The sequence below is a fragment of the Paraburkholderia unamae genome (assembly GCF_003268775.1).
GTDB classification, from domain to species: Bacteria; Pseudomonadota; Gammaproteobacteria; order Burkholderiales; family Burkholderiaceae; genus Paraburkholderia; species Paraburkholderia unamae.
The window spans coordinates 82,802-109,035 of record NZ_QLSU01000028.1 but is presented as its reverse complement, the minus strand read 5'-3'; the positions used below and the strand labels follow the sequence as shown (position 1 = coordinate 109,035).

At 68.1% G+C, this 26,234-nt stretch carries 21 protein-coding genes; 9 read left to right on the top strand and 12 right to left on the bottom strand.

The genetic code is table 11. The features are described 5' to 3' along the window. Window positions 1–21 precede the first annotated feature (21 nt). Together C7401_RS33875 and C7401_RS33870 are read right to left on the bottom strand one after the other, a co-directional pair. Window positions 22–867: a GntR family transcriptional regulator gene (locus tag C7401_RS33875; protein ID WP_112176188.1), complete on the bottom strand. Its 846-nt coding sequence runs from the start codon at window positions 865–867 to the stop codon at window positions 22–24. Window positions 868–918: 51 nt separating this feature from the next. Then, on the bottom strand, window positions 919–1,932 hold the full coding sequence (locus C7401_RS33870) for a polysaccharide deacetylase family protein (RefSeq protein ID WP_112176232.1): 1,014 nt from the start codon (window positions 1,930–1,932) through the stop codon (window positions 919–921). A gap of 284 nt (window positions 1,933–2,216) precedes the next feature. Here C7401_RS33870 and C7401_RS33865 point away from each other — a divergent pair, with 284 nt between their 5' ends. The 4 genes from C7401_RS33865 to C7401_RS33850 are packed head-to-tail and all read left to right on the top strand — an operon-like array spanning window position 2,217 to window position 8,690. Then, entirely contained in the window at window positions 2,217–3,467 is a 1,251-nt protein-coding gene (locus C7401_RS33865; protein WP_112176187.1) for an ABC transporter substrate-binding protein, read from the top strand. A gap of 26 nt (window positions 3,468–3,493) precedes the next feature. After that, window positions 3,494–4,372 (top strand): branched-chain amino acid ABC transporter permease, encoded by an 879-nt coding sequence (locus C7401_RS33860; protein WP_112176185.1) that lies wholly within the window; start codon window positions 3,494–3,496, stop codon window positions 4,370–4,372. Then, the gene (locus C7401_RS33855) at window positions 4,369–7,014 is read left to right on the top strand and encodes a branched-chain amino acid ABC transporter ATP-binding protein/permease (RefSeq protein ID WP_112176183.1); all 2,646 of its coding nucleotides are present in this window, start codon (window positions 4,369–4,371) and stop codon (window positions 7,012–7,014) included. Before C7401_RS33860 ends, C7401_RS33855 begins: the two co-directional genes overlap by 4 nt. Beyond that, entirely contained in the window at window positions 7,011–8,690 is a 1,680-nt protein-coding gene (locus C7401_RS33850) for a gamma-glutamyltransferase family protein (RefSeq protein ID WP_112176181.1), read from the top strand. Before C7401_RS33855 ends, C7401_RS33850 begins: the two co-directional genes overlap by 4 nt. A 37-nt stretch (window positions 8,691–8,727) precedes the next feature. Here C7401_RS33850 and C7401_RS33845 read toward each other — a convergent pair whose 3' ends face one another. Then, window positions 8,728–9,351, bottom strand: a complete 624-nt coding sequence (locus C7401_RS33845; protein ID WP_146758046.1) for a hypothetical protein — start codon at window positions 9,349–9,351, stop codon at window positions 8,728–8,730. Window positions 9,352–9,727: 376 nt separating this feature from the next. Here C7401_RS33845 and C7401_RS33840 point away from each other — a divergent pair, with 376 nt between their 5' ends. Further along, a complete protein-coding gene (locus tag C7401_RS33840) occupies window positions 9,728–9,925 on the top strand; it encodes a DUF3562 domain-containing protein (protein ID WP_112176177.1) in 198 nt (65 codons plus the stop codon). Between the two features lie 52 nt (window positions 9,926–9,977). Here the strand turns inward: C7401_RS33840 and C7401_RS33835 are convergent, their stop codons facing one another. Then, on the bottom strand, window positions 9,978–10,367 hold the full coding sequence (locus tag C7401_RS33835) for a cupredoxin domain-containing protein (RefSeq protein WP_112176175.1): 390 nt from the start codon (window positions 10,365–10,367) through the stop codon (window positions 9,978–9,980). Window positions 10,368–10,579: 212 nt separating this feature from the next. Here C7401_RS33835 and C7401_RS33830 point away from each other — a divergent pair, with 212 nt between their 5' ends. Further along, window positions 10,580–10,966: an ester cyclase gene (locus tag C7401_RS33830; RefSeq protein WP_112176173.1), complete on the top strand. Its 387-nt coding sequence runs from the start codon at window positions 10,580–10,582 to the stop codon at window positions 10,964–10,966. Between the two features lie 63 nt (window positions 10,967–11,029). Here the strand turns inward: C7401_RS33830 and C7401_RS33825 are convergent, their stop codons facing one another. Beyond that, entirely contained in the window at window positions 11,030–12,694 is a 1,665-nt protein-coding gene (locus C7401_RS33825; RefSeq protein ID WP_112176171.1) for an ankyrin repeat domain-containing protein, read from the bottom strand. 548 nt (window positions 12,695–13,242) lie between these two features. Here C7401_RS33825 and C7401_RS33820 point away from each other — a divergent pair. Then, window positions 13,243–13,569 carry a hypothetical protein gene (locus C7401_RS33820; RefSeq protein ID WP_112176169.1) on the top strand — a complete coding sequence of 109 codons (327 nt, stop codon included), beginning with the start codon at window positions 13,243–13,245 and terminating at the stop codon, window positions 13,567–13,569. A 202-nt stretch (window positions 13,570–13,771) separates the two neighbouring features. After that, entirely contained in the window at window positions 13,772–14,236 is a 465-nt protein-coding gene (locus C7401_RS44625; RefSeq protein ID WP_146758045.1) for a hypothetical protein, read from the top strand. 46 nt (window positions 14,237–14,282) lie between these two features. Here the strand turns inward: C7401_RS44625 and C7401_RS33810 are convergent, their stop codons facing one another. Continuing rightward, complete coding sequence (locus tag C7401_RS33810; RefSeq protein WP_112176165.1) at window positions 14,283–15,896, bottom strand: AMP-binding protein; 1,614 nt, start codon at window positions 15,894–15,896, stop codon at window positions 14,283–14,285. A gap of 236 nt (window positions 15,897–16,132) precedes the next feature. Between C7401_RS33810 and C7401_RS33805 the strand changes: the two genes are divergently transcribed. Next, a complete protein-coding gene (locus tag C7401_RS33805; protein ID WP_112176163.1) occupies window positions 16,133–17,239 on the top strand; it encodes an aromatic ring-hydroxylating dioxygenase subunit alpha in 1,107 nt (368 codons plus the stop codon). Window positions 17,240–17,310: 71 nt separating this feature from the next. Here the strand turns inward: C7401_RS33805 and C7401_RS33800 are convergent, their stop codons facing one another. From C7401_RS33800 to C7401_RS33775, 6 genes are read right to left on the bottom strand one after another with little or no spacing between them, the layout of a single operon-like run. After that, the gene (locus tag C7401_RS33800; protein WP_181565766.1) at window positions 17,311–18,633 is read right to left on the bottom strand and encodes a spinster family MFS transporter; all 1,323 of its coding nucleotides are present in this window, start codon (window positions 18,631–18,633) and stop codon (window positions 17,311–17,313) included. A 36-nt stretch (window positions 18,634–18,669) separates the two neighbouring features. Then, a complete protein-coding gene (locus C7401_RS33795; protein WP_112176159.1) occupies window positions 18,670–19,998 on the bottom strand; it encodes a spinster family MFS transporter in 1,329 nt (442 codons plus the stop codon). A 55-nt stretch (window positions 19,999–20,053) separates the two neighbouring features. Beyond that, on the bottom strand, window positions 20,054–21,553 hold the full coding sequence (locus C7401_RS33790) for an amidase (RefSeq protein ID WP_258397336.1): 1,500 nt from the start codon (window positions 21,551–21,553) through the stop codon (window positions 20,054–20,056). Window positions 21,554–21,604: 51 nt separating this feature from the next. Beyond that, the gene (locus tag C7401_RS45780; RefSeq protein WP_112176158.1) at window positions 21,605–22,843 is read right to left on the bottom strand and encodes an acyl-CoA dehydrogenase family protein; all 1,239 of its coding nucleotides are present in this window, start codon (window positions 22,841–22,843) and stop codon (window positions 21,605–21,607) included. A 52-nt stretch (window positions 22,844–22,895) separates the two neighbouring features. Further along, window positions 22,896–24,014, bottom strand: a complete 1,119-nt coding sequence (locus C7401_RS45775) for an acyl-CoA dehydrogenase family protein (protein ID WP_112176156.1) — start codon at window positions 24,012–24,014, stop codon at window positions 22,896–22,898. Window positions 24,015–24,039: 25 nt separating this feature from the next. Further along, window positions 24,040–26,187 carry a 3-hydroxyacyl-CoA dehydrogenase NAD-binding domain-containing protein gene (locus C7401_RS33775; protein WP_220092885.1) on the bottom strand — a complete coding sequence of 716 codons (2,148 nt, stop codon included), beginning with the start codon at window positions 26,185–26,187 and terminating at the stop codon, window positions 24,040–24,042. Between the last annotated feature and the right edge of the window lie 47 nt (window positions 26,188–26,234).

Genomic DNA, 26,234 nt, shown 5'->3' with positions numbered 1-26,234 from the left:
CCCGGCGGCACGCAACACGTCTCAAGCCCGCGCTTTGACCGCCTTCGGTTCGGCGAGTCCCAGCAGCGAGGCGAGGCTTTTCTCGCCGCGCATGCGCGTGGTTTCGATGCGCTGTTCGAGATCGACGAGATGCGCCTGCATGCGCTCGATCGCACCAGGTGCGTCGCGCCGCGCAAGACATTCGACGATGGCCGCGTGCTCGTCGTGCTCGCAAGGCGCGTAGCCCGGCGGCTCGTACAGGCCGACGATCAGCGAGCTGCGCGACACCAGTTCGCTCAGGTAGCGCAGCAGCACCGCATTGCCCGCGAGCGCGGCCACGCGCAGGTGAAAGTCGCTCGCGAGCCGCGCCCACGAAGGCTGGTCGAAACGGTGCATGGCCGCATGCTCCTCATCGAGTTGCTTACGCAACTGCACGAGGTCGGCGTCGGTCACGCGCGCCACGGCCAGCTCCACCAGCGCGCGTTCGAGCGCGCGGCGCGCCTCGAAAATCTCGCGGGTCTCCTCGGGCGTGGGCTCCGCGATCACCGCACCTTTGTTGGGGCGCAGCGTGACGATGCCGTCATGCGCCAGCTTTTCGAGCACGCGCCGCACCGTTGCGCGGCCCACATCGAAAAGCTGGCACAAGTCCGGCTCCGGCAGCTTGGTGCCGGGCGTGAGCCGATGCGCGAGCACGCCGTCGACGATGGCGCGGTACAGATGCGCTTCGCTGCGCGTATCCAGCGATGCCGGCTCGCTCCCGTTCGCGCCGCCCTCGTCGATCGATTCGCGCGCGGCGGCTTTTTTCGCGGCTGATTTTGCTGTGATGCTTTTCGAGGCGGGGCTTTTCAAGGCGGCTTTCTTCGCGGCGGTCTGTCGGGTTGCGGACATGATGGTCGTTGCGTGCGGCGCGGGCGTGGAGAGCGTGGGACGTGTCCCAGTTTAGCGGATCGTCGCGGCCGCGCCGGTGTCCACGGTCTCCACCCCATCCACCGTGTCCATGTGCGCGCTGAGCGCGCCAGGCGTCGTCATCCAGATCGCGCCCGCGCGCGCCGCCTGCGCGATGTGGGCGAGCGCGCGCCGGAGGTGGCGCAGCCGGTACGGCTGACCCACCAGATAAGGATGCAGCGCGATACCCATCACGAGCGGCTGCCCGCGCGTGGGGTGCCCGGCCTGCGCGAGCATCTCGTCGAACTGATCGACGATCATGTCGGCGAACGCCGCGCCGTCGAGTTGCCGCCCGACGATCATGGGAATGTCGTTCACTTCCTGCGGATACGGAATCGACCACAGCGGCCCGTGCGCGGTGCGCATGCGCACGGGCCGGTCGTCGTGACACCAGTTGAGCGTGTAGCGATAGCCCGCCTGCGCGAGCAGATCGGGCGTGTCGAGCGTTTCCGATATCCACGGCGAAAGCCATCCGGCGGGCGCTTGCCCGGTGAGCGCCGCCATACGTGCGCGGCAATGCACGATCAGGTCGCGCTCGTGCGCGCGTTCGAAGTCGCTTTGCCGGTGCGCGTTGGTGTGGCCATGCGCGATCAGTTCGTCGCCGCGCTTCACGCATGCCTCGATCAGCGCCGGGCAATGATCGAGCAACGCGGTGTTCATCACAATGCCCGCCGGCAGCGCGAGATCGTCGAACAGGTCGAGACAGCGCCACGCGCCCACGCGGTTGCCATATTCACGCCAGCTGTAATTGAGCACGTCGGGCTGCGGCGAGAGCGGGCCCAGATTCGCGCCGAGCCCCTCGCCGAAAGCGAAGTGCTCCAGATTGAAGCCGAGATACACGGCGAGGCGCGCGCCGTTGGGCCAGCAATACGTATCGCGCGCAACGATCGGCCGATAGTCGAAGCGTCCGTGCGTGCGCAGCGCACCGAAGCGCGGGTCCGTGCGGGTGCTCTCGTGGGGACTGCCGGGCGTGCCGATGTGCGCGGCGGCCGTGAAGGTTGTCGTCATTGCGTCGTTACCTGTGTGTGCGATTGCGGTGCTGTTCGTGGTGCCATCCGTTGCATCGCGCGCACCGCCCTTGTGCGAGGGCGAACCGATTTGGCGCAATGCAGATGGTCAACCATTTGATACGCAGATCGTATGCAAATCGTGTTCCATATCGTTCACACATTGCCGTGACTGGCGTCGCGGCGAATCCTCATCGATCGTGAACGAAATGGCACAGGTCTTGCGTGAAGCGACCCGTCCGCGGCTTCGGTCCGCGCCCGTCAAACTCACTGGAGAACCGCCCCATGTCCCCACGCCGCATCGCTCACACGGCCGCCCGCCCCGCTTCCTCGCCGCGCCGCCAGTGGTTCAAGGCAAGCGCCGTCGCCATCGCGCTCACCGCAGCCGCGCTGTCCTGCGGCGTTGCGTACGCCGCCGACACCATCAAGATCGGCCTCGTCACCGCGCTCTCGGGCCAGTCGGCGCGCGCGGGCGAGGCGCTCACGCGCGGCATGACCATCGCCATCGACGAAATCAACGCAAGCGGCGGCGTGCTCGGCGGGCGCAAGCTCGAACTCGTGCGCCGCGACGACGAAGGCAATCCCGCCAAGGGCGTGCTCGCCGCACGCGAGCTGATCTACAAGGACAAGGTGGCGGTGCTGTTCGGCGGCCTCGACACGCCGGTTTCCATGGCGATCGTGCCGCTCGCCAATCACGAGAAGGTGCCGTTCATGGACCCCTGGGCCGCGGGCACGCAGATCACGCACAACGGCGCGAAGCCGAACTACGCGTTCCGCGTTTCCGCCGTGGACGAGCTGGTGGACGTGGCGATGGTCGCGCACGCGCAGCAGGCGTTCGGCGCGAAGAAGCTGGGCCTCATCCTCGTGAACAATCCGTGGGGCCAGTCCAATGAAAAGGGCATCGTCGCGGCGCTGGCCGCGAAGGGCATGAAGCCGGCCGGCATCGAGAAGTTCGAGGCCACCGACGTGGACGTCACGCCGCAGCTCGGCCGCCTCAAGGCGGCAGGGGCCGACACCTTGCTCATGGTCGGCAACGTCGGTCCCTCGGCGCAGGTGGTGAAGTCGCTCGACCGCATGGGCTGGCAGGTGCCGATCGTCTCGCACTGGGGCCCGGCGGGCGGCCGCTTCACGGAACTCGCGGGACCGAACGCGAAGAACGTGCATTTCGTCCAGACCTATAGCTTCTTCGGCGCGAACACGCCGGTCAGCACGCGCGTGGTGGCCGAACTCAAGGCGAAGTATCCGGACATCAAGAGCACCGACGACATCACGCCCGCGGTGGGCGTCGCCAACGCCTACGACGCGATGCGCCTGAGCGCGCTCGCCATCGACAAGGCGGGCTCCACCGACGGCGACGCGATTCGCAAGGGCTACTATGCAATCGACCGCTACGACGGCCTGATCAAAACTTACGTGCATCCGTTCAGCGAGCAGCAGCCCGACGCGCTCTCCGCGAGCGACTACGTGTGGGCGCAGTTCATCGACAACCGCATCGTGCCGGTGAGCGCCGCCGGCGGCCAGATGGCCTCGAAGTAAGGCACAGGCACTCCGGAGATTCACTCATGCAATGGATATCGGCGCTGGTCGCGGGCCTCGGCCTCGGCAGCATGTACGGGCTCATGGCGCTCGGCTTTCATCTGACGTTCGCGGTCAGCGCAACGGTCAACTTCGCACAGGGCAGCTCGATGATGCTGGGCGCCGTGCTCGCCTACACGTTCGCGCAAACGCTCGGCTGGCCCATGCCGCTCGCCATCGCGCTGGCACTCGCGGCATGCGCGCTCTACGGGCTCGTGGTCGAGCGCCTGGCCGTGCGACCGTTCGCGCGGCGCGGCTCGAACGCCTGGCTCATGGCGACCGTGGCGCTCGGCATCGTGCTCGACAACGTCGTCATGCTGACCTTCGGCACCGAGCCGCGCAGCCTGCCCTCGGCGCTCGCGCAGTCGTCGCTGCACATCGGCGGCGCGGGGCTCGGCGTGTATCCGCTGCAACTCGTGATTCCCGCAGTCGGCCTGCTGCTCGCCGCCGTGCTCCATTACGTGCTGCGGCGCTCGCGCTGGGGCGTGGCGATGCTCGCCGTGGTGCAGAACCGCGACGCCGCGCGCCTCATGGGCATCCCGATCCAGCGCACGGTAGCCGCCGCCTTTGCCGTTTCCGCGCTGCTCGCGGGCGTGGCCGGCGTGCTGATCGCGCCGCTCTTCAACGTGCAGTCGGACATGGGCACCGTGTTCGGGCTCAAGGCCTTCGCGGTCGCGATCCTGGGCGGGCTCTCCAGCGCGTGGGGCGTGATGATCGCGGGGCTGCTGTTCGGCGCAGCCGAAGCGCTGATTACGGCCACGCTCGGTTCGAGCTACACGCAGATCATTACATTCGGGCTCCTGATCGTCGTGCTGGCGATCCGGCCCAACGGCCTCTTCGGGCGCGCGGAGGTGCGCAAGGTATGAGCAATTCCCGACTTTCCCTCGCCGCCCGCGCGCAGGCGCTTCATCCGGGCACGAGCGCAAGCGCGAGCGCGCCACGCTCGCGCGGACCGTGGCCTGGCGTGGCGCTGGCCGCCGTGCTGCTGGCCGCCGCTTTCGCGGCATGCAGCGTCAACGGCTATTTCGTCGTGGTGCTCGCGGGCGTGGCGCTGCTCGCCATTTGCGGTGTGGGCCTGAACCTGCTGCTCGGGCTCACGGGCCAGGTGTCGTTCGGCCATGCAGCGTTCTATGCGATCGGCGCCTACGCCGTCGCGATCCTCACCACGCAATCCGGCTGGAACTTCTGGGCCGCGTGGGCGCTCGGCGCGGGCGTGTCGGCCGCAGCCGGCGCGCTGCTGGCGCTGCCCGCGCTGCGCGTGCGCGGGCCCGGCCTCGCGATGGTGACGATCGCGTTCGGCTTCGTGATCGAGCAAAGCGCCGTGGAAGGCGGCGACCTCACCGGCGGCCAGAACGGCATCATGAACGTGTTCGGCCCCGCGCTCGGCAGCTTCGCCGAAGGCGAGCGCGCCATCGCGCTCGTTGCGCTCGCCACGCTCGCCGTCGCGCTCGTGCTCTACTCGCTCGTTGCGCGCGGCACGTGGGGCGCCGCCATGCGCGCGGTGCGCGACAGCGAAACGGCGTCCGCCTCGATCGGCGTGAACGCGCTCGCGGTGAAAACCGTGGCCTTCGCGTTCTCGGCCGCGCTCGCGGGCCTCGCGGGCGGCCTGTTCGCGCCGCTGCAAGGCATGGTCACGCCGGGCATGTTCTCGTTTTCGCAATCGATCCTCTTCGTGCTCGTGGTGATGATCGGCGGCGCGGGGTCGGTGGCGGGGCCGCTCGTGGGCGCGGCCGTGGTCGGCCTGTTGCCCGAACTGCTCGCCGGACTCGAAAACCTGCGCCTGCTGTGCTTCGGCGTGCTGCTGCTCGTGGTGCTGTGGAGCGCGCCCGATGGCGTGGCCGGCGTGGCGGTGGCGCTGGCACGGCGGCTCTTTTCGCGTGTAGCTGCGAAGCCTGGCGAAGCGGCGGCGGCGCGCGATCAGGACACGGTGGCGGCACCGTCGCTTGAGCCGCTCGCGGTCGAAGCGCGTCGCGCACTCGCCGCGCAGGGGCTTTCGATGACGTTCGACGGCGTGAAGGCCGTCTCCGACCTCTCGTTCGAACTGCCCGCCGCGCGCGTAACGAGCCTGATCGGCCCCAACGGCGCGGGAAAATCAACAGTCCTGAATATGCTCTCGGGCTTCTATCGTCCGCAAACCGGCACGCGCACGCTCGGCGGCGCACGCCTCGCCGCGGGCGGCGCGTTCGAAAGCGCCCGCGCGGGCGTGGCGCGCACGTATCAAACTTCGCAGTTGTTCGGCAGCCTGTCGGTGCTCGATAACGTCGCGCTCGCCCTCACGCGCGGCCGGCTCGGCGCGCTGTTCGGCACCACGCGCATGCGGGGTGATGCGCCCCGTGCCGAGGCGCTCGCGCTGCTGCGCGCATGCGGCTATCACGGCGACGCGAACGCGCAAGCCGCCAGCCTCGCGCACGTGGACCGCCGCCTCGTCGAGATTGCGCGCGCGCTCGCCACGCGGCCCGCCGTGCTGCTGCTCGACGAACCCGCGGCGGGTCTGTCGAGCGAGGACAAGGTGCGCCTCGGCGCGCTGCTGCGCGCGATTGCGGATTCGGGCGTCGCCGTCGGCCTCGTCGAGCACGACATGTCGCTCGTCATGGGCGTGTCGGACCGCATCGTCGTGATCGACGCGGGGCGCTTTCTCGCGCAAGGCGAGCCCGCCGCGATTCGCGCCAACAACGCGGTGCGCGAAGCGTATCTAGGCACAACGAACGACGACACGCTGCACGCGCTGCGCCCCGCCCACGCGCGGACAACGAACGGCGCCGCCGCGCGCGAGGTGCTCGGCGTCGGCAACGTGACAACGGGCTATGGCGCAGCGCCAGTGCTTCACGACGTGAGCGTGCAGGTGCGCGAAGGCGAGCTGGTCGCGCTGCTCGGCGCCAACGGCGCGGGCAAATCGACGCTCATGCGCGCGCTCGCCGGGCTGCATCGCCCCGTGGCCGGCGGCGTGACCTTCGACGGCCGCGACCTCACGCGTCTGGACGCCGCGCACATCGCGGCGCTCGGCGTCGTGCTCGTGCCCGAGGGCCGCCAGGTGTTCCCCGAACTCTCGGTGCTCGACAACCTCAAGCTCGGCGCGTTTCCCTCGGGCCGCCTGCCGCGCGGCGAACTCGAGGCGCGCATCGAATCGATGTTCGCGCGTTACCCGCGCCTGCGCGAGCGTCAGCATCGCCGGGCGGGTCTGCTCTCCGGCGGCGAGCAACAGATGCTGGCCATCGCGCGCGCGTTGATGTCGAAGCCGCGCGTGCTGCTGCTCGACGAACCCTCGCTCGGCCTTGCGCCGAAGGTGATCGCCGAACTGTTCGCCTCGCTCGACGACCTGCGCCGCGAATCGCTTTCCATGCTGCTCGTCGACCAGATGGCGGCGATGGCGCTCGCCATTGCCGACCGTGGCTATGTGCTCGAAGAAGGCCGCGTGAGCGCGAGCGGCACGGCCGCCGAGCTGGCCGCCGATCCGAAGCTGTCCGCCGCGTATCTGGGCGGCCACGCCGACGCCGGGGTGCCCGCATGAGCGCACCGGCGCAACCGCCGCGCGGCGAAGCGGCACGGGACGCAACGGCGGCCCCGCACGCGCACACGACAGCGCAAACCGCGAGCGCGAACGCGCGCGGCCGCAACGGCCTCGTCACGAGCCCGCACACGCTCGCGAGCGAAGCGGGCCGCGACGTGCTCGCGCGCGGCGGCAACGCGATCGAGGCCGCCATCGCGATGGCGGCCGTGCTATGCGTGACCATGCCGCACTTCACCGGCCTGGGCGGCGACGGCTTCTGGCTGATCGCCGAATCCGGCCACGCCGTCGAATCGATCTCGGGCATCGGCCAGGCGGCGCGCGCGCTGCCCGCGTTCGACGGCGCGATTCCCGTGCGCGGCCCGGCCTCGGCGCTCACGAGCGCCGCCACCGTCGCCGCCTGGGAAGCCGCGTACCGCGTGAGCCGCGAACGCTGGGGCGGCGCGCTCGCGTGGGAGACGCTGCTCGCGCCCGCCATCGCGCTGGCCGAGGCGGGCTTTGCGCTCTCGCGCTCGCAGCACTTCTGGGCCACGTATCGCGAGAGCGAATCCGGCGACGCGCGCGTGTGGCGCGGCTTCGCGCAAACGTTCCTGCCGGGCGGCGCGACCCCCGCGCCGGGCGCCACATTCCGCCAGCCCGCGCTCGCCGCCACGCTGCGCACGCTCGCCGCGAACGGCCCGCGCGACTTCTACGAAGGCGCGCTCGCGCAGCGCATTGCGCGCGGCCTGCGCGAAGCGGGCTCGCCGCTGAGCGCCGACGATCTGGCGGCGACGCGCGTGCGCACCGCGCCCGCGCTCACGCTGCGCTACGGCGAAGGCGTGCTCGCCACGCTGCCGCCGCCCACCCAGGGCGTGACGACGCTGCAAATCATGGGCATCCTCGCGAAGCTCGGGCTGCGCGATTGCGAGCACGGCAGCGCCGGCTACTATCACCGGCTCGTGGAAGCGGTGAAGCAGGCGTTCATCGACCGCGACCGCCATCTCGCCGATCCCGACACGCACGACGTGCCGGTGGACACGCTGCTCGGCGACGCGCATCTCGCCGCCTGCGCGGCGCGCATCGCACCCGCGCGGGCGGCGCCGTGGCCGCATCGCTTTCGCGAAGGCGATACGGTCCACCTCGCCGCCACCGACGCCCAGGGCCGCGCGGTGAGCGTGCTGCAAACGATCTTCCACGATTGGGGCAGCGGCGTGATGGCCGGCGACACCGGCATCCTCTGGCACAACCGCGGCGCGGCCTTTCGCGCGCCCGGCGGCGAGCCGCATCCGAACACGATCGCGCCCGGCAAGCGACCGTTTCATACGCTCAACCCCGGCATGTATCTCGTGGCGGGCCGCCCGCGCCTGCTCTACGGCACGCAGGGCGCGGACGGCCAGCCGCAGACGCTTTCGGCGCTGCTCACGCGGCTCATCGACTACGGGATGGACCCGCTCACGGCGCTCGCGCAACCGCGCTTCCTGCTCGGGCGCACGTTCTCGGACAGCCGCGACAACCTCAAGCTCGAATCCGGCGCGGGCCGCGCCGTGTTCGACACGCTCGCGGCGTGGGGACACGAAATGGCGGAATTGCCCATGCTGAGTCCGCTGGCGGGCCAGGCAGGCGTCATTCGACTGGACATGGACGGCACGGCGTGCGGCGCTCACGATCCGCGCAGCGACGGACTGGCGCTGGCGGTTTGACGCCTTCCTGAAGCGTCCTGATGCGTCCTGACGCGTCCTAACGCGAGGTGGAGACCGCCATCTCCGATTCGTAGGTGATGCGCACGCGGCTGTGATGCTTGAGCGTCTGCATCACCTCGACGAGATCGGGGCGGCTCACCCGCACCGAACGGGCGGTGCCCGACTTGTCCTCGACAGTCAGCAGGTTGAGTTTGTGATCGACGCCGGTGACTTCCGCCACGCCGCTGAAGACGCGCAGCACGTGGAAGCTCACCTGGTCGGCGCCCGCCGTATGCTCGGTCACTTTCGCCGTGTGGGTCAGGCGCGTGAGCGACGCGCCCTTTAGCGGCGTCAATCCGGTGACGTAAGGCTCCATGTAGCTCGCGGTGAGCTTGTCGCCCACCTTGACGATATCGAGCACGTCGCGGTGGTCTTTCGCGCTGAAGCTCAGGTCGTCGTGGCCCGGCACCGTCACGACAATCAGCGCGTTCTTCTGGTCGATCAGGCTGATGGTGCCGTGCTGCGTGTCGACCGACGCGCCGCTTGGCACCGCCTGCGTGGCCGAGGCGCTGGTATCGTCCGCGCCCCACGCGGGCATTGCGCCGCCCGACAAAGCGATCGTCGCGGCGAGCAGCACACAGCCTCGCCCGGCGGCAACAACTGGATTCGACAGGAAGCGCATGTGAGTCCCCTTGTTACGATCGGATGCCACGCCTGTTACGCCAACCCGGAACCCGCGCGTGTTCGTCGCAGCCTGGCACCTGAAAGTGACGCATGCCATAGGACCTTGGTCTTATCCGGCCTCGCTTGGCAAGCGAGCCTCGATGGCCGCTATTCGGTAAGCCCATGCTTCATGCGCGGCGTCTGGTTGCGCGCGCGACGACGCCCGCCGTATGAGATTTGACAGGCTGTGCACCGACGAATCCGGATCGAACGAAACTCGAACGCGGCTCGAACAAAACGGCGCGGAAGATAGGCGAAATGTATTGGCGCGCGGGCCGCGCAATGAAGTTTAATGTCCTTCCCGCGCCCCCCTCTCTGTCTGCATGGAGGCATTGATGAACCCGCACGCCGCAGAAGAACTCGTCAAGGCGATTGCCGCTGAAACCCATGCACCCGTGGAAACCGTGTCGAAAATGGTCGAAGAAACCTGGGCCGCCTATAGCGATGGCGCGCGCGTCATGGATTACCTGAGCGTACTGGTCGCCCGGCGCGTACGTGAAAATCTGCGAGGTATCCGCAAGGACGCTCACTAATTCGGACTGCCAGGTCACGACCGGGAGTCGGCGCGAATGCACGCGCCAGCCTTCACTGGCAAGTCACGACGCTCACCGGCAGGTTCTCGCTCGCCGCTCCGAGTTTCTGGCGCGCGGCCGTGGTAATGGAACCCCCGGGCGGAATGCATTGCGATTGCCCCATGCCCCCGCGCTCCATTTGCGGCGCACCATTGTTGAACGACTGCCACGTGATGATGACCGGTTCACCGCAGTTGTTGATGAGGTCGGTGTAGTCGAGTCCGAGCTTGGCGTTTTTCCCGCGATACTCCCGATCGATGCAGTCCGTCGAAAGCTCGCTCGGCTCGAAACCCGGCGAGGCCGCAGGCGCGACACGATCGCCGGCGCGTACCGCGCCATGCGCCAGAAGAATCAGGACAAAGGCTGAAAGCCGGCTGTTGGCCAGGATGCGGGATGCATTCATTTTTCACCTCGTTTTCGCGTGCACGAAACTCAAGCCAACGCACCCACGGGTGTTTCACCTGTTGTGCGATCTTCCAGTTAGCGGCTGCCTGGTGCAAGCGTCAAGCGCCACGAAACGCCTTGCGTGGGCAAACAGACATTGCGCCCCACATCGGCCGCGATCATGCGCCACTATGGCGTCAATCGAGAGCCTGGACATGGAGGACGATTGCGATGGGCGCCAATGATCTGCCGGAAATCTACCGAGACTATATCGCCTGCCTGAACAGGCAGGACTGGTCAACGCTGGGAGCGTTTGTCGACGACGACGTGGAGCACAACGGCAAGCGGATCGGCTTGTCCGGCTACCGCGCCATGCTGGAGAGCGACTTCCGCGACATTCCCGACTTGCACTTCAACATCCAGACGCTCGTGTGCGAGCCGCCGAATATCGCAAGCCGGTTGCATTTCGACTGCACACCCATCGGCATGTTTCTCGGGCTGGCGGTGCAAGGAAAACGTGTGGCGTTCGCCGAGCATGTCTTCTATGAGTTTCGTGAGCGCAAGATTGCGCGAGTCTGGTCGATCATCGACAAGGCGGCGATCGAGCGTCAGTTGTAGCGCAGCACGACCGCTGGCTCGCCGCGCCTCATAGTGAAGGCGCGGCGGCAATACACAACCGTATCAGCGAGCGGCAACGCGCCCGCTTGCCCCGTCGACCAGCACCTCCGTCACTTCTTCAGAAAAGCGCATGCGTCGGCCGTCGATCAGCACGCCGTCGTCATGCTCGGGGTCTCGCTGCGCCGTCGGCACGCCATGCCTCATGAGCGCACGGGCGCAGCCGACCCAATCGGGGCGCTCCGCCAAGGCCGGCTCGTTTTCGGACGCCCACCCCAACGTGCCGAGCGCATCGGAACCGTAGCCATGGGTCTCGCGCCAGTTCGCTCCGTGGTCCAGCAAAAATGCCGTCAAGGCGGCGTCACCGCGAAACACGGCGTGATTGAGCGCGGAAGCGTCCCAGTCGCCGCCGCGCACGTCCGGCGGCCAGCCGAGTTCGATCATCGTCTTCACCGCCGCGCCCGATCCCCACGCCATCGCTTCGGGCAGCAGCCGAAGCCGGTCCGGCGGCAGCGATCGCGGCAGTTCGGGATGTTGCGCCTGAATGCGGCGTGCTTGCGTGATATCGGCGCGCGCGCACGCGGACACGAACTCCTCCTCGACGCTGAGGGTTTCGTCGACACCCGCGGCACGCAGTTGCGCCGCGATATCGGGCAGACCGACCTGCATGGCGAGCCGATAGGCGCTCACGCCCGCTGCGGTCCTAGCCTTCGCGTGCGCACCCGCCGCCAGCAGCGCGGCGATGTGACGTGCGGACCTGCGCTGAGCGATCGCACGCAAGAGTGGACTACCCCAGAATATCAAGGCTTCGGGGGCCGGTTCGTTCGCATCGCCGCCGTGCGCGAGCAACAACTCAAGGGCGGTCGCATCCGGCATGTCGAGCGCACGCCACAACGCGTTGGTTCCGCTCACGCGCGCGCCGTGCTGCAACAGCAAGCTCGTGCAGTCGGGATTTTCGAGCGAGTGATAGAGCGACTCGCCATCATTCGGGTCCGCGCCCGCGCTCAGCAGCATGCCGGTCAGCGCGGGATCGCGCGCCACGCCGACCGCGCCGTAGAGTGCCGACAGCGGCTCGGTCTCGACGGGCGAAGCCAAGGAGGCGGGCGGCAGCCGATTGCCGATTCGCTGGTTCGGATTGGCCCCGGCATCGAGCAGCGCATGCGCGCATTCGCGCAATCGCGCCGCAAACTCGGGTAGCTGCGCGAGGCTCGAATGCGTGACGGCAACGAGCGGCGGCAGATCGAGCGCGCCGCCGGGCCGATTGACCCACGCGGGATCGGCCGTTATCGCGCGTGACATCGCCTTCCAGTGCCCGGCGGTGCACGCCACGTACGGGTCGGCGTCGAGCATGTCCGGATGCTCGAGCAGCAGTTTGACCGCAACGCGCGGCCGGGCCGCGGCGTAAGTGCCCGTCACGTCGGCGCCGTAGGCGAGCCCAAGCCAGCGTCGAATCAACGCCGTCCGCTCGCGATGCGCAAGTGCGCTTGCGTCCGCGTAGGCACTGAGATCCGCCCACGACGCGAAGCCATATTCGCGCGCAAGGCAGGACTGCGCGTCATGCAGGCGGAGATCGGGCGCCGGCATTGCGTTGCCGGTGCGATTCGCGAGTGCGGGGAGGGACTGGGCGAATCGCGCCAGGGCGGCGGTGTCCCCCGCGCGATAGAGACGCAGCAGGTCTTTCGCCTGCTTCTTCAAATGATCGAGATTGGCCTGGGCAGGCAGCGTTTTCATACGGTCCTCGTGCATGGAATGGCTGAGGGTCCGCAACACCGCCCGCACAAAGGATGGGAAGCCGTCTGGTTCGCCGCGACAGGTGGGTTCAACCCTTTCCGCGGACCCGGAAGCGGCCTGCACCGCTAGCGCGATGGTATGCGAGCGCGCGTTGCGGCGTCAACCGGAGGAGACGATTTCAAATCGGCATTGACCCGATGCCGATGAGCCCCTTAATGAATTAATATTCGAGAAACGGCAATTGTCTTTTCCATGACAAAGTCATATTCGCGATTCATCTGAATGAAAGTCGCTTTTATTCCAGAAAATTGCGCCGACGATCCGCAAGGCCAGCGGCCCCACAGCACGGGCGTTAGGAGCTCATAATCCGATTAAGTCGCAATAATAAAAACGTCAAATTTATGAAATTAAAAATGCAATTTCCGCCATTGCTTATGTGAACCTTAAGGCAAGGCGCAATCAGAAAATAAATACTTCTCAAGTATTTTGAAGCCGCTCCGATAAGACATTCGCTGTTCACGGTTTTTTCTCTTTTCGGGAGCCCTTTCATGGCAATCCAGGCAGTATCCAACCAACCCGCCGCCACGACGGTCGCGAACACCGGCGCGCAGAACCAGCAGGCCAGCACCTCTGCGCAATCGACCAGCACGACGCAAACGCAGCAGTCCGGTACGACCACGCAGGCATCGACCTCGTCGCAATCGTCGCCCTCGTCAACCGCGTCGGCGTCGTACTCCGTCTCCATCAGCAGCGCCGCACGCGCCGCGCTGGCCGAAGCCAGCGAATCGTCGGTGCAGACCGCCCAGGAAGCCAACCGCGGAGATCGACAGGCGCAACGCCTCCTCGCGAAGGAGCAGGCCAACAAGATCGGCTGACGAGCAAAGCGCGTGACCGAGGCCGTATCCAGGGCGCTTTGAAACGTTAGTGGACATATCACCCACTTTCGACAGACAAGCGCCCGCTCTTTCCAGAAAATAGAGTACGGCCTCAAAGCGCGCCGAGAAGTCGCAGGCGTGCACGCGGTGACATCCTATCCTTGCAGTTGCCCCTCAGAACCCATTGCACAGGAGTCGCCGCGTGGACAACATCAAGCCCTTTCGGCCCGGATCGGAAACGGCGTCGTCGTTTCATCTCTCTCACGTTCGATCCCTGATTCGCAGTCACGGTGCAGGGGGCGACGCCATCGATCCGGGGTCGAATGAAGCAGGCAGCGACGATCGCGTCGCCGGGCAAGTCACCGTTCGTCTGCCTGGGGGCAGAGTGAGCCGGGCGCTTGCCTATGAAGCTCCGGCTTGCGAGGACCTACCGTCACGGCGACTCGCCCACGGCGTGCTCAATGGCACGACCTACTGGTTTCGATGTGCCGACGCGCCGGGCGTGCGAGAAGATTTCCCCTGCTTTCGCGCGTACTTCGGCCACGAGGGGGCATGGTTCTTCTTCTCCACGCGGGGCGCCGTGCTGCCTTTCGGGGCCGAGGTCAACTTCTCGGGTATGCGCAGCAGCGCGCAAACGGCCCCGATGCGGCTTGCAGCGAACAATTGACGCCACGGCTGTTCGCGACAACAACGGGCCGTAGCCCGCGCCCGCATCAAATCACGCTGGCATTCTGCGCGGCATAATCGCGCGCCCAACGGTAATCCGCCTTGCCCGCAGGACTGCGCCGGATGCGATCGGCCAGAAACACCGCGCGCGGCATCTTGTAGCCGGAGAGCCTGGCGCGGCACACGCTGTCGAATTCCTGCGCGTCGAACTCGGCGCCGGGGCTCAACTCGATCACGGCCGCCACGCGCTGTCCCCAGCGCTCGTCGGGCATGCCCACCACCAGCACGTCCTGCACGGCCCCGTAGCGGCGCGCCGCCTCTTCGACCTCTTCGGGGAACACCTTTTCGCCGCCCGTGTTGATGCATTGCGAGCCGCGCCCGAGCATCACGAAGTTGCCCGCTTCGTCCATGCGCGCGCGGTCGCCGCTCAGCACCCAGAGCTTGCCGTCGATGGTGACGAACACCTCCGCGCTTTTGACCGGGTCGCCGTAATAGCCGATGGGCGTGTGGCCGCTGCGCGCGAGCACGCCTTCGGCGCCCGCGCCGCTCACGATGCGCTGCGCGTCGTCGACGAGCGCGAGATCCGGCCGCGCCGCCAGCACCATGAAGCCGTCGCCGCTCGCGGGCTTCGCGCCGCCGCCCACCACGCCGACCTCCGACGAGCCCAGCCCGTTATTGAGCGCGATATGCGGAACGAGCGCTTTCAGGCGCGCTTGCAAGTGATCCGAGAACACCGCGCCGCCGTTGCCGAACACCATCAACTTGCCGAGGTCCCAACGCGCGGGCGCGGCTTCGAGCGCCTGGATCAGCGGCAGCGCCATGGCGTCGCCCACCACCGACACGACGTTCACGCCGTCGCGCACCACGACGTCCCAGATATGCGCGGGATCGAAACCGGTCTCGTCGTTCACGACGATCGTGTGCCCGGCGAAGAGGCTGATCAGCGAGAACCACATGGCCGCGCCATGCATCATCGGGGCGGCCGCGAGGACCGTGAGATACGGCTGGCGCGCGATGAGTTCGCCCAGCGCCTCGGGCGTCTCGACCGGCGGGCAGCCCAGGTACATGCCGCCGCCGCCGAGCGCGCCCATGAAGATCGCGCGCTGCGGCCACATCACGCCCTTGGGCATGCCCGTGGTGCCGCCCGTGCACAGCATGTAGAGATCGTCGCCGGAGCGCTCGGGGTCGTCGAGCGTGGGCGAGCCCTGCTCGCGCAACGTGGCGTAGTGCTCGGCGCGGCCCTCGGGCGCGCCGCTGCCCACGCACAGGAGCACCTTCAACGCGGGTACGTTGGCGGCCGCCTTCAGCACTTCCTCGCCGAAGGCTTCGCCGTACACGAGCGCCTTGAAGTCGAGCGTCGAAAAGAGGTATTCGAGTTCCGACGCGACGTAGCGGTAATTCACGTTGACGGGCACCGCGCCGATCTTGCAGCAGGCGAACAAGGTCTCGAGATATTCGGCCGAGTTGTAGAGCGCGATGCCAACGTGATCGCCGCGCCGGATGCCGCGTGAGCGCAGGCCGGAGGCGACCCGCGTGGCCCGCTCGTCGAGTTGCGCGTAGGTGAGGCGCTGCGGGCCGCACACGAACGCGGCGCGCTCGGGCACCCTGGCTGTCACGATCTCCAGCAGATCGGCCAGATTGAATGTTCTCGACCTCGTCATCGTCGTTGTCTCCTGTCTTTTTTTCTCCGGGCATGCGCACGATTTCGCCGCCTGGGTTCGGCCTGAGTTCGGCCTGGAATCAAAGCCTGGTATCAGCCCCATATCGTCGCGCCGACCGGGGCACCGCCTCATCGTCCGAACAGAGTATGCACGCGCTTGCGCACAGGCGAACAATGGCCCTTACCTGCAAGCGCAGTTTCCGCGCAGTTTCCGAAAATGTCTCTCCGGGAGATTTTGTGGCTACCACCAAAGATTATCGCCTTGGCGAATTCACTTATCCGCGCGGCTGGTTCATGATCGCCGACGCACGCGAGCTGGACACCCACAAGCCGCTTGCCGTGCGCTTCTTCGGCAAGGACTTCGCCCTGTATAGAGGGCGCGCGAGCGGCCGCGTCGTGCTGCTCGACGCGTACTGCCCGCACATGAAAACGCACCTGGCGGCCCCCAACAACACGTCGTATGTCGTGCTCGACGGCGGCGGCAGCAACGTGGAAGGCGACGACATCCGCTGCCCCTACCATGCATGGCGTTTCGGTCCGGACGGCAAGTGCAACGACATTCCGTATCACACCGGCGAAATTCCGGCGGCGGCCTGCGTGAAGACGTGGACCGTGGTGGAGAGCCTCGGCGCCGTGTGGGTGTGGCACGACCCCGAAGGCGGCGAGCCGGAATGGGCGCATCCGACGCTGCCGCAATGGGACGACCCTTCGTGGGTGCGCTGGCAGTCCTTCGACGATCTCGGCACGCTCGCGCAGCATCCGCAGGAAGTCATCGACAACATTTGCGACTACGGGCATCTCGGGCCGATTCACGGCTCGACGGTCCAGCGCTACGAAAACGAATTCCTCGCGCACACGGCCACGCAGCGCCAATGCGGCCCGCACCGCACGCTCGTGGGCGCCAACGGCGTGAGCCCGATCCTGCACACGGTCACGACCTACCACGGGCCGGGCGTGCTGATCTCCGACCTGACCGGCCTCTATGACGCCGTGCTCGTCATCACGCACACGCCGGTGGACGACGGCGTGATTCGCGTGTGGCATTCGCTGCTCGTCAAGTCGCCGGGCCAGAATGCCGAGGTGACGCTGCCCGACACCATCGCGGCGCGCCAGTTCCAGGATTCGAGCCGGCTTTCGTTCATGCAGGACTTCGAAGTATGGGCCAACAAGGGTCCGTGCCTGAACGGCATGTTCCTGCCGAGCGACGGCCCGTTCATGAAGGCCCGCGTTTGGTACAAGCAGTTCTATAACCCGCGCGCGAAGAAGCAGGAGTATCTGGAACAATGCGAAGGGGTGTATGTGCCGCGCGGCGCGGTGGCGTATACCGAAGCGGCCGAAGTCTAAACACAAGCTGAAAACACAAAAAGCGGCGTGCCCTAAACCGGAGCACGCCGCTTCTTTTTTGCCGCCGTGATTCAGGGCACTGCGACAGCCTCTTCCCGCATCATCAGGCTCGCGGCGGGATAAGCCTGCATCGCGCGAAAAAGCGCGTACCAGCCGGGCACGAGCAGCGCCGATACGCCCATGAGCGAATAACGCAGCGCATCGTGCGGATAGCGCGCGGCGAGCAGCGAACTGGCCAGCCCCGTGACGATCGGCCCGGCGCCGAGACCCAGCACATAGCCGGAGATCAGCAGCATCGAGTTGGCAGTGGCGCGCCGCTCGGGCGCCACCACGAGCGAGAGCGCGGCATAGGTGGGCGCGGACCACCACGTCACGAAGAACGCATAGGCGATCATCAGTCCCCACACCTGCGTCAGCCGCCCGGCGGGCAGCAGCAGATAGACATAGGCAAGCGGAATCGCGATCGCAAGGCCGAGCACCGGCACGCCGAGTTGCCAGCGCGCGTCGCCGCGGCGCACGAGGCGGTCGGCGAGCGCGCCGGAAAAGAGGCCGCCCAGCACCGACGCCGCGCCGGACGCGCCCGCAATCCAGCCGGCCTGCTGCAAGCTGAATCCGTGTGTGCGCACCATGTACGCGAAATTCCACGTGCCGAACGAGTACAGCACGAACATGTTAGATGCGGCCGCAACGATCAGCCAGCGCGGCACGCGCGCCGCGAGAATCTCGCGCAGGTCGCCGCGATCGACGGCGCGCCCAGCGGCACGCCGGGCGCTCAAGGCGTTCAGGTTTTCGCGCTGCGGCTCGCTCACCGTGAGCCGCACGACGCCGGCGAGCAGCAGCGAGGCGAGCCCCACCATCACGAGCGTCATGCGCCAGCCGAAGCGCGCCGCCAGCGAAGCCCCGACGACAAACGCCATCATCGCGCCGATGCTCGCGCCGGAGGTCAGCACGCTCATGGCGCGCGAGCGCCGCCACGGCGGAAAGAGGTCGGAGATCATCGAGATCGCGCAGCCGCTGCCGCCCGCTTCGCTGAGCGCCGTGCCGCTGCGCAGGATCAGCAGTTGCCAGAAGCCCGCTGCCGCGCCGCCGAGGGCCGTGATGAGTCCGCCCAGCCCGCGCGAGAGCACGACGAGATTGCGCCGGTGCCCGCGATCCGCGAGGCGCGCGAGCGGCAATCCGAGCAGCCCGAAGCCTACGGCGAAGCCCAGGCTCGACACGATGCCCACTTGCAGGTCGCTCAGCGCGAACTCGGCCTTGATCGGCTCGATCATGACCGCGAGTATCTGCCGGTCCATGAACGAGACGGCCGAAAGCGCCGTCAACAGCAGCAGCGTGTAATGGCTGCGGCGGCGCTCGCAGGCTGCGGGGTCCAAGGTATTGGTGAGTTCGGACATGGCGGTGCAGTTCGGGTCACACGCTTCTTGCATGCTTCACGCGCGCGCGGCCAGGGCAGGCCCGCGCACGGCGGCGGCGATCGAGCGCGCATACGGCCGCACCGCGCCGATCAGCACGAGCCCCGCGAGCAGGTAGCCCATCGCGCCGCCCACCATCGCCCAGCGCAACGCGTTCTCGCCGAACGCGGGCGTGAGCGCGTCGCTCAATGCGCCCACGGCAAGCGGACCGCAGCCCGCGCCAATCGCCGTCACCCCGAAGTTGTAGATCGAGAGCGTGGTGGCGCGCCGGTCGGGCCGCATGATGTGCGTGATGGCCGCGTAGCTCGGGGCCATCCACCACATGCCGAAGATCGACATGCCGAGCATGAACACGGAAACGCGCGGCACGACGAGCGCGCCCCACTTCCACGGGTCGGCGGACGGATACAGCGCGAACGCCACGGCAAGCGGAAACGCGAGCAGTGCGCCCACGATCGGCACGCCGAGCTGCCAGCGCGCGTCGCGCGCGGCGAGGCGGTCGGTAAGCCAGCCGCTCGACAGCGTGCCGATGATCGCGCCCGGTCCCGCCGCGAGGCCCATGATCGCGCCCGCGTCCTTGAGCGTGAGGCCGTGGCAACGCACGAGAAACGCCGTGCTCCAGATGCCGAACGCGTAGCCCGAGAAGCCCAGCAGCGCGCCGGAGATCACGATCTTCACGAACGCGCTGGAGCGCCAGGCGTCGCGCAGCACGGTGCGCAGCGGCTCGGGCCGCCCGCTGTCGTTGAGCGCCGCGCCTTCGGACCCGCCGCGCGCCGGCTCGAACGCGAGCAGGCGCACGAGCAGCGCGGCCACGAGCCCCGGCACGGCCATCCACACGAACGCGGCGCGCCAGCCGTGGTAGTAGGCAATCCACGCGCCCACGCTCAGGCCGATGAGCGTGCCGATGGGCGCGCCGAGCGTGAACACGGCGAGCGCCCGCGCGCGCTGGCGCGGCGGATACAGGTCGGCCACGATCGTGAGCGACGCCGAAGCGCTGCCCGCCTCCCCGACGGCCACGCCGATACGGCCCAGCGCGAGCGTCCAGTAGTTCGTCGCGAAGCCGCACAGGAGCGTCATCACGCTCCACGCCGCGCACGACCAGCTGATCAGGTTGCGCCGGTTCGTGCGATCGGCGAAGCGGCCGAGCGGTAGCGCGAACACGCAATACACCAGCGCGAAGGCAACGCCCGTGAGCAGGCCCATGGCGAGGTCGGACACGCCGAACTCCTTCTTCACGGGTTCGAGCACGACGCCCATCATCTGCCGGTCGATCAGGTTGATGATCGACACGACGAGGAACAGAAGCAGCGCGCTGTGGCGCCGCAGCGGGGAATGTTCGCTTTTCATGCTGGCTTTCCGTAAAGGTCCGGGCACGTACTGGAAAAGGTCACGCCTGCCCGCCTCACAGCGAAGGCGCGAGCGGCGCCCACGGCTGCGCGGCTTCGAGCTGGCCCGCGAGCTGGAACAGCAGTCCCTCGCCGCACAGCGCGGCCGTGAACATCATGCCGATCGGCAGGCCGCTGCGGCTCACGCCGAGCGGCACCGACATCGACGGCTGTCCGCTCACGTTGGCAAGCGCCGTATACGACACGCTGCCGACGATATGCTTGATGTACTCTTCGTACTCCTGCTCAAGACTGAGCCTGCCGAGCGGCGGCGTGAGCGTGGCCGTGACGGGCGAGAGCAGCACGTCGAAGCGGTCGAACTTCTCCTCCATCTGGAGCCCGATACGCTCGAACGTGCGGCGCGCGCGATACAGCGTTTCCGCCGAATACTGCTGCGCGTTGCGCACGATGCGCCAGGCCACCGGTTCGAGTTCGTCGGTTTGCAGCGCGCGGCCGAGCGCGGTCTCGCGGTCGCGCACGGCGGCGACGAGCGCGGTGCCCGAAGCGGCGCCGTGCGCGCTGAAAAGCTGCTGCGATTCGATGGCGAGCGTCACGGGCTCGACTTCATGGCCGAGACTCGTGAGCAGACGCACGGTCGCATCGAGCGCGGTGGCAATGTCGTCGTCGAGCGGCATGCCCGTGAGCGAGTCGGCGACGAGACCCACGCGCAGGCGCGACGGCGCGCGCCGCACTTCATCGGCGAAAGGACGCTCGGGCGCGGCCAGCCAGTAAGGGCTGCCCTTCTCGTGGCCGTGCGACACGTCGAGCGCGAGCGCCGAATCGCGCACGCTGCGCGACACCACGTGGGCGCAGCTCGCGCCGAACCAGCCTTCGAATACGTCGGGCCCATGCGGCGTGCGATAGCGCGTGGGCTTCATGCCGAACACGCCGCAATACGAGGCGGGGATGCGAATCGAGCCGCCGCCGTCGGTGGCGTGCGCCACCGGCACGATGCCCGCGGCCACGGCCGCCGCCGCGCCGCCCGAGGAGCCGCCCGCGCTCATCGCGAGATCCCACGGATTGCAGGTCTTGCCCCACAGCGCCGACTCGGTCGTCGTGCTCAGGCCGAATTCGGGTGTCGTCGTCTTGCCGAACACGACCATGCCCGCCGCCTCGTAGCGCGCGATGAGCGTGGCGTCATAGGTGGCGGGCGCAGCGTCGCGCTGCGAGCGCGAGCCGTTGGTCGTGATCGTGCCCGCCACGGCGGTGTGCATGTCCTTGGCGAGCGTGGGCACGCCGGCGAACGCGCCATCGCGGCTCGTGCCCGCTTCGCGACGCGCCGCGAGCGTCTGCTGCGCGCGCACCTCGCAGCGCATGTTCACGGCGTTGATGCGCGGGTTCACGTCGTCGCAACGCGCGATCGCCGCGTCCAGCAGATCCTGCGGCTCCAGCTCGCCGCGTTGCACGAGCGCGGCCATGGCCGTCGCGTCGAGCGTGAGATATTCATCGGGCGAGCACGCGCCGCCTTGCGTGCGGGCACTGCCTGTGAAGCTGGCGGGATGGCCTTTGTCGTTCAATTGCGTCTCCTGTTATGTCTTTCGTGTGCGTCGGCCCGTGCGCGGCCCGTTTCAGGCCCGTGCGAGCTGGCTGAACGGCACGCCCTTGTCGGTGCGCGGCTCGGGCGGCAAGCCGAGCACGCGCTCGCCCACGTTGTTCTTCACGATCTCGTCGGTGCCGCCCGCGATGCGCATGCCCGCCGCGCCGAACCACAGTCGCTCGACCAGCTCCCACTCGTCGCCCCGCTCGCTCGCGGCCAGCACGCCTTGCGCGCCCTGCAAGTCGATGGCGAGATACGCGAAGTCCTGGAGCGTGCGCGCGGCCACGATCTTCGCCACCGAAAGCTCGGGGCCGGGCTCACGCCCCTTGCCGAGCGCGGTGAGGCCGCGGCATTGCAGCAGCCACAGGCCGTGCGCGTTCAGATACAGATCGGCGAGCCGCTCGCGCATGCGGCCGTCCGCGAGCGCGTGGGCGCCGCCAAAGCCCGCCTGCTGCATCTGCCGCGCCGCCGTGCGCCACAGCTCCGGCGGCATCACGCCGCCGATCGAAAGGCGCTCGTTCATGAGCGCCGTGAGCGTGACCTTCCAGCCCGCGCCGACCGCGCCCACGCGCTGGCTGTCCGGAATGAACACGTCGTTGAAAAACACCTCGTTGAACTCGGCTTCGCCGCTCGCCTGGCGGATCGGCCGCACCTCGACGCCGGGCGTCTTCATGTCGAGATAGAACGACGTGAGGCCCTCGAACTTCGGCAGATCCGCATCGGTGCGCGCGAGCACCATGCCGAACTGCGCGAACTGCGCGAGCGTCGTCCACACCTTCTGACCATTGAGGAGCCAGCCCTCGCGGCCGTCCGTGCAGCGCTCGGCGCGTGTGCGTACCATGCCGAGGTCCGAGCCCGCGCCCGGCTCCGAAAGCAACTGGCACCAGAGCGTGCGGCCGTGCAGCGCGGCCTCGACGTGCTCGGCGCGCACCGCCTCGCTCGCGTGCACGAACAGCGAGGGAATCACCATGCCGAGGCTCACGTTGAAGTAACCCACCGGCACGTTGAAATGGCCTTCTTCCTGGCGGTAGATCACCTCCTGCATCGGCGTGCCGCCGCGCCCGCCCAACGCCTGCGGCCAGGTGATGGCGCCGTAGCCGGCTTCGGCCTTGCGCGCCTGCCAGGCGCGAGCGGCTTCCATGCGCTGCGCGGCGTCCAGCCCGCGGCCGAACACCTCGTCGGGCCGCGACTTGCGCGGCGCGTTGGCCGCGAGCCATGCGCGGCACGCCTCGCGAAACGCCGCTTCTTCGTGTGTGTCGTGAAAATCCATGCAGATCACGCTCCGTACTGTGGGCCGCGCCTCGCGCACGCCCGGAATCGGGTCAGGCCGGCGGTTGTGCTTCCAGTTCCGCTTCAAGCCCCTTCACGAGACGCTCGCGCCACTCGTGCACGTTGCCGAGCATCACGGCGAGCTGACGCGCTCGACGGTAGAACAGATGGCAATCGATTTCCCAGGTGTAGCCCATGCCGCCGTGCGTCTGGATGTTCTCCTGCGCCGCGAAGCCGAACGCCTCGCTCGCGCTCACGCGCGCGCCTGCCGCCGCCAGCGGCAATTCGGGCGCGCTGCTCGCCAGCGCCCAAGCGCCGTAATAGCAGTGCGAACGCGCCATCTGGTTGCGCGTGTAGATATCGGCGAGCTTGTGCTTGATGCCCTGGTACGAGCCGATCGCGCGGCCGAACGTGCGGCGCTCGCATGCGTAGCCCGCAGCCATGTCGAGCGCGGCGTCGGCCCCGCCAAGCTGTTCGAACGCGAGCAGGATGGCCGCGCGCTCGCGCACCGCGCTGACGAGCGCCAGCGGGTCCGCGCAGGCGTCCAGCGGCTCGGCCTCGACGCTGTCGAATTCAAGCGACGCAAACGGCCGCGCCGGGTCGAGCGTGGCGCGCGGCGTGCGCCGCACGCGCGCGCCCAGTTCCGCGAGTACCAGCACGAGACCCTCGCTTCGCGTATCGCGCGCGAGCACGACGGCGAACGCGGCGGCCATGCCGTCCGGCACGAGCGGCGCGCTGCCGCGCAGCACGCCCGACTCGAACACGGGCAACGCCTCAACGCGCCACTGGCCGTCGAGCGGCGCGGCCCAGGTCGCCGCGTCGCCGCGCGCGATGCGCGGCAGCCAGCGCTCCTGCTGCGCCTGCGAGGCACCCAGCAAGAGCGCCTGCGCGGCAAGATAGAGCGTCGAGGCGAGCGGCACCGGCGCGAGCTGCCGCCCCACCTCCTCCGCCACCACGCAAAGCTCGAGCGCGCCAAGGCCGTGTCCACCGCACGAAGGCGGCAGCATCAGCGTGGTCACACCCAGGCCCGCGAGTCCCGCCCACACGGCTTTCGCGCGCTCGCCGCCGTCTTCCATCGTGGCGCGCGCCAGCGTGAGCGGCGCTTCGTTGACGAGAAACTTGCGCACCTCGGTGCGCAGCACGTCCTGATCTTCGGTGAATTCGAAATTCATGCGTGGTCCTTGCCTTTCCTGTCGCTCAAGCGCGGCGAGTCGCGCCGTAGAAGGTCTGTCCCCTGGCCGCCATATCGCGCAGCAACTGCGGCGCGCGCAAATGCTCGCCGAACAGGTCGGCCAGGCGGTCCGCCTCGGTCACGAACGCCGCCACGCCCACGCCGTCGATGAAGCAGAACGGCCCGCCCGTCCAGGCCGGATAGCCCACGCCGAGCACCGCGCCCACGTCGCCGTCGGCGGGCGAGATCAGCACGCCTTCTTCCATGCAACGCGCCGCCGTCACGGCCTGCACGTACAGAATGCGCTGGCGGATGTCGCGCGCCTCAGGCTGTTGCGGGCGCAACGGATAGAGGTCCGCGAGACCGGGCCACAAGCGCTTGCCTTGCTCGTCGTAATCGTAGAAGCCCTTGCCCGCTTTCTTGCCCATGCGTCCCAGTTCGTAGAGCCGCTTCACGACCGGCACCGAGCGCCCCGGCACGTACTCGTCGGGAAACTCGCGCGCCTGCGCCTCGCCCGCGTGCACGGAAAGCTCGATCGACAGTTCGTCGGTAATCGCGAGCGGCCCCACCGGCATGCCCGCATGGCGCGCGCAGTTCTCGATGAGCGCGGGGTGGATGCCTTCGGCGACCATGCCGATCGCGTCGTCGACGAACGAGCCGATGAAGCGGCTCGTGAAGAAGCCCCGCTTGTCGTTCACGAGGATCGGCGTCTTGCGCAGTTGCGCGATGAAATCAAGCGCCTGGGCGAGCGTCGCATCCGACGTCGCGTTGCCGCGAATCACCTCGACGAGCGGCATGCGCTCGGCGGGCGAGAAGAAATGCAGGCCGATGAAGCGCTCGGGCCGGCGGCTCGCCTGCGCGAGCAGCGAGATCGGCAGCGCCGAGGTGTTGGTCGCGAGCACGCAGGTGGCGGGCAGGATTTCGTCGAGCTGGCGCGTGACCTGCGCCTTCACGGCGCGGTCTTCGAACACGGCCTCGACCACCATGTCGGCGTCGCCCAGCTGCGCGTAATCGGCGGCAGGCGTGATGCGCGCGAGCACGTCCGCCGCCTTCTGCTCGCTCATGCGCCCCTTCGTGACGAGGCGCGCGAGCGACTTCTGCGCGTACTGCTTGCCGCGTTCCGCAGCCGCCAGGTCGCGGTCGATCAGCACGACGTCGATGCCCCGCTGCGCCGCCGTAAGCGCGATGCCCGCGCCCATCATGCCCGCGCCCACCATGCCGAGCTTGCGGCAGGTGAAGCGCTCGAAGCCTTCGGGGCGATGCATGAGCTTGTCGGCCTTCGTCTTGCTCACGAACAGCGTGCGCACCATGCTGCGCGAAACGGGGTCGCGCGTGACCAGCGCGAGATATTTGCTCTCCACGCGCAGCGCCTTGTCCATCGGCAGTTGCGCGCCTTCGTACACGCAGCTTTGAATGGCCAGCGGCGCGGGCAGATTGTGATGCGTGTTCGCCTGCAACATCGCATTGCCCGCGACGAACGCGGGCGCCACGCGAGGATCGAGCGGGCCGCCGCCAGGAATGCGAAAGCCCTTCGCGTCCCACGGTTGAACGGCAACCGGCGTTTCGAGCAGCCAGCGCTTTGCAGCCGCGAGCAGATCGGCGGCGGGCACCACGGCGTCGATCATCTTCAGTTCGAGCGCGCGCGCGGCGCTCGCGTGCCCGCCTTCGAGCAGCCACGGCAACGCCGCGAGTATGCCGAGCATGCGGATCAGGCGCTGCGAGCCGCCCGCGCCCGGAATCAGGCCGACCTGCACCTCGGGCAAGCCGACGGCGAGCCCCGGCGCATCGGCGGCAATGCGGTGATGGCACGCGAGGCAGATCTCGAAGCCGCCGCCCATGGCCGTGCCGTTGATCGCCGCGACCACGGGCTTGCCGCAGGTCTCCAGGCGTCGCACGAGGCGCGAGAGCGAGCCGCACTTCTCGAACAGCACGTCGACGGCGTCGCTCGCCATGCTGTCGATGTTCTCCTCCATCGACTTGAGGTCGGCGCCCGCGACGAACGCCTCCTTCGCCGAGGTGACGATGGCGCCTTTCACGGCCTCGTCGGCCACGATGCGGTCGATGCATGCCGAGAGGCTGTCCATGAACGCCTGGTCAATCACGTTCATCGTCTTGCCGGGGTAGTCGATGGTGAGCGTCGCGATGCCATCGCCATCGACGGTGTAGCGAATGATGTCTTCCATGAAGCGGTGTCCTTTGCGCGTGAGGTCGGCCGTTGCGT